Origin of the sequence: Ruegeria sp. HKCCA6707, from assembly GCF_013033515.1 — a bacterium.
Classification (GTDB): Bacteria; Pseudomonadota; Alphaproteobacteria; order Rhodobacterales; family Rhodobacteraceae; genus Ruegeria.
Window position 1 is genome coordinate 90,245 of sequence record NZ_WQEG01000004.1, and the last position, 15,037, is coordinate 105,281.

Genomic DNA, 15,037 nt, shown 5'->3' on the forward strand with positions numbered 1-15,037 from the left:
TCTATAATGGCCGGAGGTTCGGCCCTCCTCTTGGTCTGCGACCAACTCACCCACCGGATATGTTGGCCCAATGAAGCGCCGATCAGGCAGTCAGTTGGGTTTCGTTCTGCCCGATGATCTTTGTTGTTACGATTTGTCCTTCGGGCTGCGGCGCTGCAAAACTGACTTCGGTGAATTGTTCCGTGCGACCCATATGGTGGTTTTCCATCAGGATGTGATGGGTTTTGCCGATTTGACCGGCGAGATGCTTGGCGACCTGTTCCGTGCCAGCGGCGCGCAAGCGCGCGGCACGGGACTTGATGGTCTTGCCATTCACCTGCTGCGGGATCCGCGCGGCGGGTGTGCCCTCGCGTTTCGAATAGGGGAAGACATGCAGCCAGGTCAGGTTGCAGTCACTGATCAGGCGCAGCGAGTTTTCGAAATGGGCCTCGGACTCGGTCGGGAAGCCCGCGATGATGTCCGCGCCAAAGGTCATGTCGGGACGCAGTTTGCGGGCCTCTTCGGTAAAGCGGATGGCATCATCGCGCAAGTGACGGCGTTTCATCCGTTTCAGGATCAGATCATCGCCATGCTGCAACGACAGGTGCAGATGCGGCATCAGGCGCGGCTCGGTTGCGATAGCCTGCATCAGGTTCTCATCCACTTCGATTGAGTCAATCGAGCTGATGCGCAGACGCGGCAGATCCGGCACCAGTTTCAGGATGCGCATCACCAGATCGCCCAACTTTGGCTGCGCGGGCAGGTCTGAGCCCCAGGAGGTCAGGTCAACGCCAGTCAGAACCACCTCGTTGTAGCCCTTGTCCACCAGCCGTTTGATCTGATCCACCACCACGCCTGCGGGGACGCTGCGTGAGTTGCCACGGCCGTAGGGGATGATGCAGAAGGTGCAGCGATGGTCACAACCGTTTTGAACCTGCACATAAGCGCGCGAGCGGGTTCCGAACCCATCAATCAAATGGCCTGCGGTTTCCGTGACGGACATGATGTCATCAACCTGCACGGCCTCGGTTTCGCCGATGAAATCCGCAGCGAGGCCCGTCCAGGTGTCTGGCTGCATCTTCTCGGTGTTGCCGATGACCGCGTCGACCTCGGCCATGGCCGCAAAGGTTTCGGGTTCGGTTTGGGCGGCGCAGCCGGTCACGATCAGGCGTGCATCAGGGTTTTCGCGGCGCAGCTTGCGAATCTCCTGCCGCGCTTTGCGGACCGCTTCGGCGGTCACGGCGCAGGTGTTCACCACCACGGCGTTTGAAAGACTGGCCTGCTGTGACAGCTCTTTCATCGCCTCAGTCTCATAGGCGTTCAGGCGGCAGCCCAGGGTGGTGAATTTGGGCGCGTTCATCCCAGCGACCTCAGGAACTCGGGCGTCAAGCTGCCGGAAAAGACATGGCGGGTCGGGCCCGTCATCCAGACACCATCCACACGCCAGTCGACCCAAATAGAGCCGCCATCCAGTTCAATACGTACATTCCGCCCTGTCAGGCCGCGTCGGGCGGCAGCAACGGCCGTCGCGCAGGACGACGAGCCAGAGGCCAGCGTGATGCCCACACCGCGTTCCCAAACGCGCATGCGGATGTGGTCCGGCCCGATGATCTGCGCCACCTGAACATTGGTGCGTTCGGGGTAGAGCGGATGATGTTCATAGCGCGCACCAAATTCGGCCAGCGGGATCGCCTCGGCGTCTTCGACAAAGAAGGTACAATGCGGATTGCCCATGCCGGTGGCGGTCGGCGCGCCCTCGATCGGCAGTTCTAGCGTATCCATCTGTTCGGCCAGTGGGATCTGCTGCCAGTCCAGCTGTGGCGCGCCCATATTGACCGCTGTAAGCCCGTCACCTGCGTCGCGCGCATAAAGCGTGCCCCGTTCGGTGGTGAGCGTCAGCTCGGATTTGCCACTTTCAGTCATCAGGAAGCGCGCGATGCAGCGCGTGGCATTGCCGCAGGCCGCCGAGGTTGACCCATCGGCGTTGAAAAAGACCAGATGCGCGTCCGCGTCACCGGGTTCGATGACAGCAAGCTGATCAAACCCGACGCCAAATTGCCGATGCCCGATTCCCTTGGCCAGCGCAGGCGTCACGCCAACCGGATGCGCGCGCGCATCAACGACAACAAAGTCGTTGCCCAGCCCGTGCATCTTCATGAACGGCAAATTGTTTTCCATAATTCCTTGCATGGCGGGCATATAACCCTGCCCGAGAACGGAATCCACCCTGCCACGCAGATTCCTGAAAAAAGGGGTTGACCCCCCCGCGCCACCTGCCTAATTAGGCCGCCTATCGGGACGCCTGACACAGCAATGAGTTGGGCGAAACGAGGCGCAAAAATGGGTCTTGAACCTGCACAGGGAAATACCTTAGAGAGCGCCACGGATCGCACAGATCCAAACAAGAGTGGGCCGTTAGCTCAGTTGGTAGAGCAACTGACTTTTAATCAGTGGGTCGCAGGTTCGAATCCTGCACGGCTCACCACTTTAACCGATTGATCGGAAACGAAAAACCGTCGAGCGCCTGCTTGGCGGTTTTCGGTTTTTGCAACAATTTTGCAACGAGAGCGGCCAGATGCATTCTCCTAAAGAGCAAATTCGTTGCCGATCTCAGCAAGCATAGGAAATATTGGGTGTCATGCATGCATTTACTATTCGGCATCGACATCTGGCAAAGCCTCATCGCCGCGCCCGTCAATGGCATCATTGAAGGTCACCATCGCACGAGACATTAGTTCAGACGCTTCGCGTTGGCCAGTTCGCGCCTGAACCAAACCGGCAATGAGCGCTGCCTGGGCGTCGCGTTCCTCGGGAAAAGCAATCTCCAAATCTTCGAAGTCACCTACTTGGGTGCGCCGACGGTTGCTGTGTCCGGTCGTGATAGCCCTGAAAGCACGCTGATAGTACCGGCTTCGTAACAGGCTAGAGAGGAACACTGGATCAAGGCGGTCGTCCGTGATCTCGTAAATCGGAAATTCCTTTGTAACAAGCGCGCGGTCAAACTCCGGCGGTACTACCGATACGCATCCCTTCCAAAGGTCAATCGAACTGAACACCACATCGCCGGATCTAGCTGCATACCACGTTGAGGAACTGTCCTCGAAATACATGCCAAGTCACGCTGGCAAAAGTCGCTGAACGTGCCAGAACCAGCCGTGCGACGGTCTATCGTTACTTTTCTGACCCAAGTGTCTTGGCTTTGGACGCGACGCTCGATCTTGAAGTTACTCCAACGTCAGAACTTCTCGAGGGGCTGAATAACGTCAGGAGCCGTGTACATGTCGTTGCGCGTTACTATCTGGATTTTTCTCGGGTTCATGAGGCGCACTTCCGGCAGTTTTTAGCTGAATCACTCAAAGCATCTCTTGAGGATGGAACTGTCAAAATGCGTGGCACCAGAAGAGTGGCGGCTTTTTCAGAAGCACTTGCGCCAGTTCACCCATTGATGGAGCCGAAGGAAATTGACGACCTGGCGAAGCGATTGTCCATGACGACGGGCCTGGAACAACTTGTCATTCTTGAAGACATTTTGCGTGTGGACGAAGCAACTGGTTACCAACTTCAGGAAGTGTTGGTCGACGCTCTGTTGGATCGGTACTTGCGAAAAAACTGAGGCAGAATGCAGATGCCTACTTTATCTTAAAACTACCGGCAAATAGACACCAGTTTAACGTTCGCTTTGGGCTGACTGCGGTCCTTTGAATTATGAATGCGGATGGCTGCAATGTCCGCATTGCGGGCATTCATTGAATTCTGCCGTACGTCTGCTTTGAGCCCAAAGCTGCCGGTTCTCGAGACGCCCCAATTTCTTGGAGCGTCCATATGCGCCATAAGACATTTGCTCGTCTGGTCTAAACTTCCAAGACTACTCCACGAGTTCCAAGTCACCGGGCCGCCAGCTTTTGTCGAACCACGGTTCAAGTGGGCCGTAAAGACGCATCATGACATTGAAGCTTCGTCCGGGGACCGTTTGCGCCCAGTTGTTTTCCCAACCTTCAGGCGCTTCCGGTCCGAAATAAATGCTGAAGCTACCATCATCGTTCGGCTTGATTCCGGGCCTGTTGGAGTCGATCCCTCCGGCTTGTTGGTCCGTTTCCAAGATCGAACGAGTCTGCCCACTATAGAGCATAAACGACGCAAAGTTTTTGGCAGGAACCGGCGCGGGAAGCGTTACCTTGTAGGTCTTTGAACCATCGAGGTACTCACCATCTTTGTCGCGGGCCGTCATCGCGTACACTGAACCAGTGCCGACTGGCGGGGCGGTCATGGCAGGTGTGATACCGGTAGCCATGTAGAAGAAGTACGTCCGGTCGTCGAGAATACGCGCGCCATCCTCTAGGAACAAATAGCTTTGACGCTGGAACGGCGAATTCCATTGACGATCTTCATAGAAATACACGCCCGGATCGCGTGAGGCGTATGTGATGGCACGCGCTGTTGCGTTTGCGATGGCGGCTGCTTCTTTGAAGATGCCCTTCATTCTGGCATCCGGTTCGAACGGTTCGCCTTTCTTGATGCCAATGGAAGCAAATGTCCCAACAATTTCCGGATCAAAAGCGCCGACCGGATTGTTATCCAAAGCTACATGAATCTCCTCGAAGAAGTCTTCGTTGTTGGCATGGACAGTGTTGTGCTGAACGCCGGAGATATTGATGAAATTCTCTGGTGGCGGATTATCGGCTGCGCTGAGCGGATAGATATTCAATCCGGCCTTGATCTCTGCAACTGGTCCTGTTGTGTCACCATCTGCTCCGGGGGAACGACGCAGCAGCAACCAGTGTTCATTTGTTCTTGTACGAAGTTCAAAATACCCTTCTGGCACTGCAGTTTCATCGTCGTGATGCATCAACAGGTATTTCCCGCCGTCGCCTTTGTCTGCACCAAGCGCGCCAATATCGGCGACGTAGTCGAACCCGGCATCGTCCAACAGACCCAACATGCCTGCCGGCACCTCGATGACCATCGGGCCTTCGGAGATATCAACGTTGGAACCAACGTAAATTGTCGTTGTGTTTGGCGTCAGCCAGATTGATCTGGCATCCAATAAGTTCTCTGCAATGACGACATCATTTGGTTGTGCGCCTACATCTTCATAACCTTGGAACATTCCACGCAGAGACGCGATTTTCATGCCATCAAGAAAAGCAGTAGTTGCGCGCATCAAGTCCAGATTGTCGAAGACTTTCTCAACCGTAGCTGGTGAAGGCATGCCATCGAAAAACTCAAGTGTGCCAAGTGTCTCTGTTTCCACTCTATCCGGTGTCAAAACGTTTTCAGGTACTATTGCAGCAAACTCTCTGTCGGATTGGGGAGGCAATGCGACTTGTTCGTTTGTACCCTCATTCTGTTGTATCATGTCTTCGTTCAACAAAACGAACTCCACGCGCCGGTTCAGCGCGCGTCCTTCTTCGGACAAGTTCGAGGCGACAGGCGCGATTGGACCTGCGCCCATGGCGACCAGACGTTCCGCTGCGACGTTGTAGGGTTCGCCCATCAGTGCATTGCGTACGGCCGCCGCACGGCGCTCAGCGAGGTCAATGTTGTAAGCAAAGTCACCCACCGAGTCCGTATGGCCCACGATCGCCAGTCGCATTTCAGGCAGCGTCGCCATCGCGCTGGCAACTTTGAACAACACCTCTGGGGACGTGCCGGTCAGCGCGTCACTGTCGGTCTCAAAAAAACCGCCGCTCATTGAGACGCGACCATCTTCGCGCAAAGCGGACACAACCGCTTCATCTGTCAGTTCACCGACCGCTCGTGCTCTTTCTTGGCCAAATTGTTGCGCATGAAGTGGTCCCGTAGTGACTGCGAGTGCAATCGCAATCGCTGTCATACAAGTCTTTACGTTTCTCATTTTGCTTCTCCCATTTTTGCCTTTGTGCGCTTTTCGCGACTTGGCACTTTAGTGTTTGTTTTGGAGAGACGGCGTCCCGAGGTATACACCGCCTCTCCAATTGCTGACCAATTGGTTGGTGCCAATACCGGTCAGTGTCCGAATTCAATTGCCAAAAAGTTCAGCTACTCGACCTTCTTGAGATCTCCGAGCATCCAGCCGCTTTCCAGCCAGCCCTCTTCAGGGCCGTAGAGGCGGAACAGGAGGAAGTAGGGCTCGGTGGTTGGGATCCAGTTGCTTTCCATGCCCTCTGGCGCTTCAGGCCCGAAGTAGATGTCGTAAGAACCATCTTCGTTTGCTTGCATCGTGTCGGTGTCGCGCTCTGAAAGTCCCACAGGATCGACGTTGCGGATGAAACTCTTGGTCTCCATCGAATAGACAATGACTGACCAGAAATCCTCGGCGGGTGTGTCTGCTGGCACGTTCAGCTTGTAAGTCTGATTGTGGTCATACATCTCACCTTCGCTGTCGCGCAGCCCAGTTAGGTAGAACGTCCCGCCGCCAAGTTTTTTCGGCAAATAGGTAATCCAGAAATAGCTTCCGCCCGCACGGGCATCGACAAGCACCTCGGTTTCGGTTTCGTACGGGAAACCTGCTTCAGGTTGACCCTCAGCGAAGTCCCAGATCAGCCATTGGCTTTTCATATCCCCGTTTTCATCCACCCAAAGCGGTATCATCGCCTTACCGGGTGTTACGAAGTACTTCTGCATCGAGGCATAGGCCAACAACAGCCCCTCTTCCATCGCCTGTAGCTGCTGTTCAGTTGGTTCGAACGGCTTACCTTTCTCAATGCCAAGGTCCTTAAGAAGGTTCACCATGACCTTATCTTGAGGGCGGACCGGATTGTTCTGGACGTAGTCGTTTAGGTCCTGAAAGAAGGTTTCGTTGTAATAAGGCAGCGAGTCGTAGGGTACTTCCGACGCTTCGTGATAGGTGTTTGGCGGTGGGTTATCGGCCTCCGAAAGGTAATAGACCTTGATTGTCTGCGCATATTCCGCGGCATCTGCATCTGTTCCCCCATTGGTCAGCTTTGGACGGAATGAAAATCCGTACTCATAGGTGTCAGTCTCAAACGGAAAATACCCAGCTTCGGTCAGTTCCTCGATCGACATGTCACCGTCATAGTCGGGTGGTAGCATGAGATATTTACCACCCTCTCCTTTGTCGAACCCGTCCGGACCAACATCGGCAATCGGCACGTCCCAAGCGTTCACAATCGTACCGAAGTAATTAACCTTGTCGGTTGCCGCCGGGACCTCGATCACCAACGGCCCGGGCTCAGACGTCATCGAGGCCCATGCGTAAGCTGTCACATCATTGGCCGTCAGAAACCCGTGTTTGGAGTCGAACGGTTTATTAAGGTACACAATGTCGTTGTAGTCTCCGCCCAGATCGCGGCGAATACCTTTCAGGAAATCAATCATACCAGCGGCGGGCATTCCCCAGATTGCGGTTTGTGTCGCGCGCTGGACCATAATTTTGTATTCGATGTCTTCGACCTGCGCCGAGCGCGCGAGGATGTCGCCTGTGTCGTTAAATTCCTGCGCCTCGACCTGAGCAGCGACGCTGCCGACGCAAACGGCCGCAACCAAACACTTGGTCGATAAGTTTGTGAACAATGTGCCCATCTGTTTCATTCGTGACTACTCCCTTGAGATTTTTGGGAGACTTGCACATCCGGAACGCAGATGCGTATCATTTCACGACAGATGTTTCTTTGGGGATCTCAATGACGCTACCACCGATGATTTCAGCGAAGGCGCTCGGCGCGATGCCGCAGTTTGTCTACGAGGTCGCCGGTGAAAAACGATTAGAGAAGGCCATGGAGGCCGCTGACCTTCCGCATCACTTTATCGAAGAACGGTCGGGGTACATTTCTGAGCATTCATTGGCGACATTCGTCGAGCAGGCGGCTCGATCGGCGGGCCATCAAAACATTGGCTTGCTTTGGTCTCCTTACCTAACAGTCGCAGACTACGGGCTTTGGGGAGAGTATGTCCTGTCCGCGCCTACGTTGGGAAACGCACTACGTCGCGCAACATCAGTTATGCCTTTCCACTCATCAGTTGATCGCGCATGGCTGGAAGCCTCTGGCCGACGCTCGCGCTACTGCTACAAATTCGGAATGCCGGAGCACCCCGCTTATGCTGATATAGCTTTTTCCGCGATCGGCGTTTTCCTGAGTATTTTTCGCGAGTACTTAGGGAGGGGATGGACGCCTACCGCAGTTCTCTTGGATTTTGCAAAAGTACCGAACTCGGTCGAAGTCGAGGACACATATGGGTGTCCCATAGTTTGGAACGCACCAAGGTTAGGTGTGGAATTCGAAAGCTCATTGCTTTTGGTCGAGAACAGAAGGCAATATCGTGTTCGCGGTTTTGTGACGGTTGACGATGTTGCGAGGGAACGCGTCGGTGGTCCACCTGAAACAATAGCTGGTCAGGTTGCCGCAATAGCCCGACAGCAACTCCACCACAAAGAAATCTCGGTTGACGCAACAGCTCGCGCACTCGGGCTTGGTGTTCGCACTCTTCAAAGGAAGCTAGATGAAGAAGGCGCGCAATTCCGTCGCATAGTAACCGATGTTCGCGTAAGCCGGGCGAAAGAGTTACTTTCATCGCAGTCTGGCACCATCGCCGATATTGCTACTGCGCTGGGATACGAGACCGCCAACAACTTCAGTCGTGCATTTAAGACCGCCACTGGCGTCTCGCCATCTGAGCACCGAATACTTGGGCGCGATAGGTTCTAAACCGTCTGAAAATGCTTTAGCACCACCGACGGCTTTGTCCGCAGAGCGGACATTTAGTTGAATTCAAGGAACGAATTCCACGACGCGGGCGTGCCATATTTTCTGAGTGAAACCGAAGTCGACGATGGCCGGTTCGGAGGGCTGAACTTCTTGCTCTCCAGCCCTTACACATTGGACGAAGACTGGACTGACGATCCGAAAAAGCAAGGCGCGTGGGCGGTCCGAAATGTACGAAGGAGCCATTCCGATTTTGGAACCTTTCGTACGCCCAGCCTTCGAGGTGTGGCCGAAACCGCTCCCTACATGCATGACGGCAGCCTGGATGATCTGGACGCCGTGGTCCGACACTATAACGAAATTGATATAGAAAGGCTTCACGCCGATGGCGAAGCCATTCTCTCGCAATTGAATTTGTCTGAGCAAGAGATTGCAGACTTAGTTGCGTTTTTGATGACGCTGTCCGGCGTTACGCGGCCTTGAGATACTCCAATGCAGCCTGAGTACCGCCTGTAGTGTGCGGCACGCCGCTTTTGGCGAGTCCCATTTCTACGCCTGAGAGTGTGCCCATCAACATCAGGTCGTTGAAATCGCCCAAGTGACCTATTCGGAATACCTTGTCGGCTACTTTGGATAGACCATTTCCGAGTGAGATATCATAGTGCTCCAGCGCCTTCGCACGAAAGGCATCAGCAGAATGTCCCTCAGGCACTTTGACAGCGGTCAGTACGCCTGACTCCTGACCTTGGCGGGCACACAATACCTCAAGCCCCCATGCTTGCACGGCAGCTCGAGTCGCGGCTCCGTGGCGGGCATGACGAGCGAATACGTTCTCCAGCCCCTCCTCGTGCAACATATCGATGGCCTCATTCAATCCATAGATAAGATTGGTGCCAGGGGTATAAGGGAAGAACCCTTTCTGGTTCGGCTCGACCATATCCTGCCAATTCCAATAGCTGCGTGGCATGGTCACGGATTTTGAATGTTCCAGAGCACGATCGCTCACAGCGTTGAAGCTGAGACCCGGCGGTAGCATCATCCCTTTTTGCGAACCGGAGACACAGACATCTACGCCCCATTCGTCGAACCTAAGATCGATCGATGCAAGGCCAGAGATTGAATCAACCAAAAGAAGGGCAGGGTGTTTCGCCGTGTCTATTGCCCTGCGCACTTCCTCAATAGGCGAGACTGACCCGGTAGAGGTTTCATTGTGGACGACGCATACCGCCTTGATCTCGTGCTGACTGTCCGCGCGCAAGCGGTCTTCTATCTGATTGGGGTCCGCACCGCCACGCCAATCCCCTTCAATCAACTCTGGCTGTAACCCAATTTTTTCAGCCAAGTTGCACCACATGAATGCGAAATGTCCTGTTTCGTACATGAGAACATTTCCGCCCGGCGACACTGTGTTCACAAGCGCAGCTTCCCACGCGCCTGTACCGGATGAAGGGTAGATAAAGACGTTTTGTTCTGTCTTGAAAATTGTTTTCATCCCAGCGAGGGCTTTGTGGCCTACTTCTGCAAAATCTGGCCCCCGGTGATCGATGGTCTGCATGCTTATGGCCTTCAGGATGCGTTCCGGCACGGCACTTGGCCCTGGGATTTGCAAAAAATGTCTGCCCGCCTGGCGCATCTGAACTGATCCTTCCGCTGGCGCCGAAACAGTGGCGCAATTACCTATTGGCAAAAGTTAATTATGAATTCATTATTCAGTCAACGGTGAAGTGAATCTTCTAATTGGCTAGTTGGGAAGGGAAGGCGAACCCGATGCTTGAGAATGGATCGTTGCATCGCCGACTGATGTCTGACGTCCAAGGCGAGGTGATGGCTGACCCGGCATCACGCGCACGATACTCGACTGACGCTTCGATCTATCAGATGATGCCGGACGCCGTGGTCATTCCCCGAAACAAAGAGGACGTGCAGGCCGTGATGTCTGTAGCGCGCGACGAAGGATGCTCCGTTCTTCCGCGCGGCGGCGGCACATCGCAATGTGGGCAAACGGTCAATCAAAGCGTTGTCTTAGACAACACCAAGCACTTGAATCGCGTTCTTGACGTGGACGTTGAGAACCGTGTCGCGCGTGTTCAGCCCGGCGTTGTTCTGGATCAGTTGAACCAGTCTCTAAAGCAATATGGCTTATGGTTTCCCGTAGACCCCTCGACCGCGTCGCGTTGCACGCTTGGAGGAATGGCCGCCAACAACTCTTCTGGTGGAAAATCCCTGCGCTACGGGATCATGCGCGATAACGTCCGTGCAATAAGTGCAATCCTCAGCGATGGTATGGAAGCACGGTTCAGCGCCGATACGACGGCATCTGGCGATTATGCCGATCTTGTTGGGGACATGCGTGCTCTGGGGCGTCGCGAGGCTGCGGAAATTGACGCCCGGTTTCCCAATCTCCAGCGTCGTGTGGGCGGGTATAACATCGATGCGCTTGTCGGCAACGACGTCAATATGTCTCATTTGCTCGTGGGGTCAGAAGGCACTCTGGCCTATTTCGCTGAATTGGAACTGGACCTTGCTCACTTGCCGGGCGAGAAAGTTGTCGGCGTGTGTCATTTCCCGACGTTCTGTGCTGCGATGGAGGCAACACAGCACCTCGTGACGCTCAAGCCGCAGGCGGTAGAATTGATCGACGACACCATGATTGCGTTGGGTAGAGATATCCCATTGTTCCGCAGTACGATTGAGGCGTTTGTAGAAGGCAGCCCTGAAGCGTTGTTGTTAGTGGAATTTGCTGAGGGTAGCGCTGACGCCAATGCTGCAAAGCTGGTCGAGCTATCGCAACTGATGGGAGATCTCGGGTTTGATTTCAGTGGTACTGAAAACCGTTGGGGCGGGGTTGTATCAGTTACTGATACCAAACTGCAAAACTCGATCGCCGAATACCGAAAATCCGGGTTGAACGTTATGATGTCGATGAAGGAGGCCGGCAAGCCGATCTCTTTTGTGGAAGATTGCGCCGTCCCGTTGCCTGATCTCGCCGATTATACCGCTGGCCTGACCGAAATTTTTAACCGGCACGGCACAAAAGGGACATGGTACGCGCATGCCTCAGTCGGGTGTCTCCATGTTCGTCCTGTCCTGAACATGCGGCAGGACAAAGACGTCCGGACAATGAGGGCGATTGCCGAAGAGACCTTTGATCTGGTCAAGAGATACAAAGGGTCTCATTCAGGCGAACACGGTGATGGGATCGTGCGATCAGAGTTTCATGAAAAGATGTTCGGCTCTCGTATCGTTTCCGCGTTTGAACAGGTTAAGGCCCGGTTTGACCCTGCCGGGCTAATGAACCCCGGCAAAATCGTGCACGCGCCTGCCATGGATGATCGCCGCCTATTCCGCTACAGCCCGGACTACTCAGTTCCTGAATTCGAAACGGCGCTGGACTGGTCCGCTTGGCCGGGTGCCGGAGGAGGATTTCAGGGTGCCGTCGAGATGTGCAACAACAACGGTGCGTGTCGCAAGCTCAAGGGCGGAGTAATGTGTCCTTCCTTCCGTGCGACGAGAAACGAGCGTGATGCCACACGTGGGCGGGCAAACACGTTGCGTTTTGCCATCAGCGGGCAGTTGCCGGGTGGTTTAACTTCAGACGCAATGCAGGACACGATGGAATACTGCGTGTCTTGCAAGGCTTGTGCGCGTGAATGCCCGACTGGCGTCGATATGGCCTGCATGAAGATCGAAGTACTTTCAGCAAAGCGCAAAAAAGACGGGCTGACATTGGCTGATAAATTAATAGCTTATCTGCCGAGATATGCGCCAAAAGCTGCAAAAGTCGCGTGGTTATTGAATGCTCGGAACAAAATTGGGCCCTTGCGTACGCTGTTGGAGAAACCAACTGGAATTTCGGCGCGACGTAACCTGCCAGTGTGGTCCTCTGACCCGTTCCGGGATGTCGAGGCCCAAGACACAGATCCGCAGCTGCTTCTGTTTGCCGATGTGTTCAACCGATATTTCGAGCCAGACAATCTGCGCGCCGCTGTCCGGGTTCTGCGTGCGCTAGGGCTTCGGGTTGCCATAGCAAGAGATGACCAAACAGGAAGGCCGCTGGATTGCGGGCGCACTCTTTTGGCTGAGGGTTGCGTGGAAGAGGCGCGTCACGAGGCACAGCGTGTGATTGACGCGACGCGAGAAGCAGCTGCACAGGGCATACCGGTAGTCGGTCTCGAACCTTCTTCTATCCTCACATTCCGGGACGAATATTTGGCTCTTTGTCCGGGGCGGGATGCGGAGTTGCTATCCAAAGCCTCTCATACCTTTGAGGAGTTTCTGGCCAAACAGCCGGATCTGCCTCTCAAATCGGTAGATCGCCCCATTTATGTGCATGGTCATTGCCACCAGAAAGCACACGATGCCGTTACACCGATGCTCAACTTACTTAAGCGTATTCCCGCATCACAGGTTCACATGATCGAAAGCAGTTGTTGTGGTATGGCCGGGGCGTTTGGATACGCGCCCGGCACTATTGATGTCTCGCTCAAGATGGCGGAACTCGACCTGTTTCCAGCTTTGGAGGCGGCGCCCGCGGATGCAATTGTTGTGGCGGATGGAACATCATGTCGCCACCAAATCGCCGAAGGTACGCAGCGCCAAGCGATGCACGTCGCACGCCTGCTGGATATGGTCCTTGAATATTAGGATGTGGATATGAACCTGACGGATAGCATTAATCGCCCGACCCTACATGAAGAGTTGGTCGAACGCTTGCGCAATCTTGTCGTCGAAGACGTTTTGAAGCCGGGTGAGAAAGTGCCCGAGAAACAGCTTTGCGACTCATTGGGTGTTTCCCGGACACCATTGCGAGAGGCCCTAAAGGTTCTTGCATCCGAAGGCTTTGTGGTGCTTCAAGCCAACCGGGGTGCCCGTGTCGCGAGTGTTACGAGGGAAGAATTGGAAAACACGTTTCCAGTGCTCGCAGCGCTTGAGCAACTGGCGGGGGAACTAGCGTGTCAGCAAATGGACGTTGCGGAAATTCAACGGATTGAAAGTAGCCACAAGGATATGCTGAGCGCGTACGAAGCGCGTGATCGACAGGCGTACTTTAAAGCCAATCAAGACATCCATCAGGCACTTATAAAGGGCGCGCGAAACGACATACTAGAAAACCACCACAAGCTTTTGGCCGCGCGGGTCCGCCGTGCACGTTTTTTGGCCAACTTGTCGGACGAGCGTTGGGCACAGGCAATTGACGAACATGAAACCATGATGGAGTTGCTCAAGGCCCGAGATGCAGACGGGCTTGGTAAGGCAATGAAACTTCACATGATGAACAAACTTTCGGCGCTTGTAAAAGCGCTGAAGCCAGAAGTGACGCCTCGCTAAACCCTGGTCAAAAGTGCAGTCCGGCTTCCCTCAGATATGCCGCTAGTCAGTGTTAACATCAGGAAACGGGGGAGTCAGTCCACAGTCCAGGGCGAGATTGTTGAGGTCTCGGCAAAGAGCGGGGTTGAGGCTTACACCGTCTTTGCGACGGGCCTCAGCTGCAGCCGTTTTTTCGTCTCCGGGCAGGCGTACCGGGTCATGACCGGGCAGGGGGGCGGATGCGCGCATTTCAGAGAAGACGCGGGCTGCATTCGAAGCAAAGTCTTTTTCCATTCCAAAGGCCGCCGGATCAAGCGCCATTACGAATTGCCCTGTGTTTGTGGGTGAGGTTGTGTCTGATGTGAAGTTGACTACGTCAGAGCCGAAGGCAGCGCCGTTCAAGACTCCGGCCATCAACCCTATGGCCACGGAAAGGCCGAAACCCTTCGGACCTCCGATCGGCAAAAGAAACCCTTCTGATTTGCGGGCAGGGTCCGTTAACGGATTGCCATCACGCCCAACCATCCAACCTTCGGGCATAGGTTCGCCTTGCTGCAACAGGGTCTTGATCTTACCCATCGCGGCAACTGTCGTCGCCATATCAAACACAAACGGGTCGGGGCCATCGGCAGGTGCAGAGAAAGCGATAGGATTAGTGCCAAGAAGCAAGTCGCTTCCGCCGTAGGGCGGAACGTGGTTAGCACTGCCCACCGCTGCGGCCATGCCAAGCATTCCAGCTTCGGCTTGTGGGCGCACATAAAGTGCCAAAGGTCCAGCATGATTGCCGCGCCGAACACCGACCCATCCGATACCTGCCTCTTTCGCCTTTTCTATCGCAAGATCTCGCGCCGCCGACATAGCCAAATGCCCAAGGCCGTCATCGCCGTCAATCAACGCGGTCGCGACAGACTGATGTATGACGGTAACGTTTGGTTTGGCGTTGCACCCGCCTCCGGCCAATCGGGCAAGATACTGGCGCAAGCGAAAGACTCCATGGGTGCCATATCCGAATATGTCGGCCTCAACCATCGTCGAGGCCACCTGATCTGCATCCGCTTTTGGAACACCTCGAGTTTCGAGCGCGCTCGCCACAAATTCACGCAAGATCT

At 54.8% G+C, this 15,037-nt stretch carries 12 protein-coding genes and 1 tRNA gene; 6 read left to right on the forward strand and 7 right to left on the reverse strand.

The genetic code is table 11. The annotated features are described in order from the left end of the window. Nucleotides 1-82: 82 nt before the first annotated feature. Both mtaB and dapF read right to left on the reverse strand, forming a co-directional pair. The gene (gene mtaB / locus GOW40_RS11325) at nt 83-1,339 is read right to left on the reverse strand and encodes a tRNA (N(6)-L-threonylcarbamoyladenosine(37)-C(2))-methylthiotransferase MtaB (protein WP_171132447.1); all 1,257 of its coding nucleotides are present in this window, start codon (nt 1,337-1,339) and stop codon (nt 83-85) included. Next, nucleotides 1,336-2,178 carry a diaminopimelate epimerase gene (gene dapF / locus GOW40_RS11330; RefSeq protein ID WP_171132449.1) on the reverse strand — a complete coding sequence of 281 codons (843 nt, stop codon included), beginning with the start codon at nt 2,176-2,178 and terminating at the stop codon, nt 1,336-1,338. The genes mtaB and dapF overlap by 4 nt, the downstream gene beginning before the upstream one ends. Before the next feature lie 210 nt (nt 2,179-2,388). Here dapF and GOW40_RS11335 point away from each other — a divergent pair. Then, nucleotides 2,389-2,464: transfer RNA gene (locus tag GOW40_RS11335), tRNA-Lys, on the forward strand. Between the two features lie 166 nt (nt 2,465-2,630). Here GOW40_RS11335 and GOW40_RS11340 read toward each other — a convergent pair. Continuing rightward, on the reverse strand, nt 2,631-3,089 hold the full coding sequence (locus GOW40_RS11340; RefSeq protein WP_171132451.1) for a hypothetical protein: 459 nt from the start codon (nt 3,087-3,089) through the stop codon (nt 2,631-2,633). An 83-nt stretch (nt 3,090-3,172) separates the two neighbouring features. Here GOW40_RS11340 and GOW40_RS11345 point away from each other — a divergent pair, with 83 nt between their 5' ends. After that, nucleotides 3,173-3,592 (forward strand): hypothetical protein, encoded by a 420-nt coding sequence (locus GOW40_RS11345; RefSeq protein ID WP_254444411.1) that lies wholly within the window; start codon nt 3,173-3,175, stop codon nt 3,590-3,592. A gap of 252 nt (nt 3,593-3,844) precedes the next feature. On the opposite strand, the gene GOW40_RS11350 is transcribed toward GOW40_RS11345, so the two are convergent. After that, nucleotides 3,845-5,833, reverse strand: coding sequence for a DUF1214 domain-containing protein (locus GOW40_RS11350; RefSeq protein ID WP_171132454.1), 1,989 nt, complete (start codon nt 5,831-5,833; stop codon nt 3,845-3,847). Between the two features lie 164 nt (nt 5,834-5,997). Next, nucleotides 5,998-7,509 (reverse strand): DUF1214 domain-containing protein, encoded by a 1,512-nt coding sequence (locus GOW40_RS11355; RefSeq protein WP_217352287.1) that lies wholly within the window; start codon nt 7,507-7,509, stop codon nt 5,998-6,000. A 92-nt stretch (nt 7,510-7,601) separates the two neighbouring features. Here GOW40_RS11355 and GOW40_RS11360 point away from each other — a divergent pair, with 92 nt between their 5' ends. Together GOW40_RS11360 and GOW40_RS11365 are read left to right on the forward strand one after the other, a co-directional pair. After that, entirely contained in the window at nt 7,602-8,624 is a 1,023-nt protein-coding gene (locus GOW40_RS11360; RefSeq protein ID WP_171132456.1) for an AraC family transcriptional regulator, read from the forward strand. A gap of 90 nt (nt 8,625-8,714) precedes the next feature. Further along, on the forward strand, nt 8,715-9,104 hold the full coding sequence (locus GOW40_RS11365) for a c-type cytochrome (RefSeq protein WP_171230973.1): 390 nt from the start codon (nt 8,715-8,717) through the stop codon (nt 9,102-9,104). Here the strand turns inward: GOW40_RS11365 and GOW40_RS11370 are convergent. Further along, nucleotides 9,091-10,254 (reverse strand): alanine--glyoxylate aminotransferase family protein, encoded by a 1,164-nt coding sequence (locus GOW40_RS11370; protein ID WP_171132460.1) that lies wholly within the window; start codon nt 10,252-10,254, stop codon nt 9,091-9,093. The genes GOW40_RS11365 and GOW40_RS11370 overlap by 14 nt on opposite strands. A gap of 167 nt (nt 10,255-10,421) precedes the next feature. Here GOW40_RS11370 and GOW40_RS11375 point away from each other — a divergent pair, with 167 nt between their 5' ends. Both GOW40_RS11375 and GOW40_RS11380 read left to right on the forward strand, forming a co-directional pair. Further along, the gene (locus GOW40_RS11375) at nt 10,422-13,265 is read left to right on the forward strand and encodes an FAD-binding and (Fe-S)-binding domain-containing protein (protein WP_254444412.1); all 2,844 of its coding nucleotides are present in this window, start codon (nt 10,422-10,424) and stop codon (nt 13,263-13,265) included. 9 nt (nt 13,266-13,274) lie between these two features. Continuing rightward, on the forward strand, nt 13,275-13,949 hold the full coding sequence (locus tag GOW40_RS11380; protein ID WP_170711979.1) for a GntR family transcriptional regulator: 675 nt from the start codon (nt 13,275-13,277) through the stop codon (nt 13,947-13,949). A gap of 42 nt (nt 13,950-13,991) precedes the next feature. On the opposite strand, the gene GOW40_RS11385 is transcribed toward GOW40_RS11380, so the two are convergent. Next, complete coding sequence (locus GOW40_RS11385; RefSeq protein WP_254444413.1) at nt 13,992-15,032, reverse strand: Ldh family oxidoreductase; 1,041 nt, start codon at nt 15,030-15,032, stop codon at nt 13,992-13,994. Nucleotides 15,033-15,037 lie beyond the last annotated feature (5 nt).

Coding starts and splice junctions, on each gene's coding strand:
- mtaB (WP_171132447.1), bottom strand. CDS start 1,339: ATGAACGCGCCCAAATTCACCACCCTGGGCTGCCGCCTGAACGCCTAT.
- dapF (WP_171132449.1), bottom strand. CDS start 2,178: ATGCCCGCCATGCAAGGAATTATGGAAAACAATTTGCCGTTCATGAAG.
- GOW40_RS11340 (WP_171132451.1), bottom strand. CDS start 3,089: ATGTATTTCGAGGACAGTTCCTCAACGTGGTATGCAGCTAGATCCGGC.
- GOW40_RS11350 (WP_171132454.1), bottom strand. CDS start 5,833: ATGAGAAACGTAAAGACTTGTATGACAGCGATTGCGATTGCACTCGCA.
- GOW40_RS11355 (WP_217352287.1), bottom strand. CDS start 7,509: ATGAAACAGATGGGCACATTGTTCACAAACTTATCGACCAAGTGTTTG.
- GOW40_RS11360 (WP_171132456.1), top strand. CDS start 7,602: ATGACGCTACCACCGATGATTTCAGCGAAGGCGCTCGGCGCGATGCCG.
- GOW40_RS11370 (WP_171132460.1), bottom strand. CDS start 10,254: ATGCGCCAGGCGGGCAGACATTTTTTGCAAATCCCAGGGCCAAGTGCC.
- GOW40_RS11375 (WP_254444412.1), top strand. CDS start 10,422: ATGTCTGACGTCCAAGGCGAGGTGATGGCTGACCCGGCATCACGCGCA.
- GOW40_RS11380 (WP_170711979.1), top strand. CDS start 13,275: ATGAACCTGACGGATAGCATTAATCGCCCGACCCTACATGAAGAGTTG.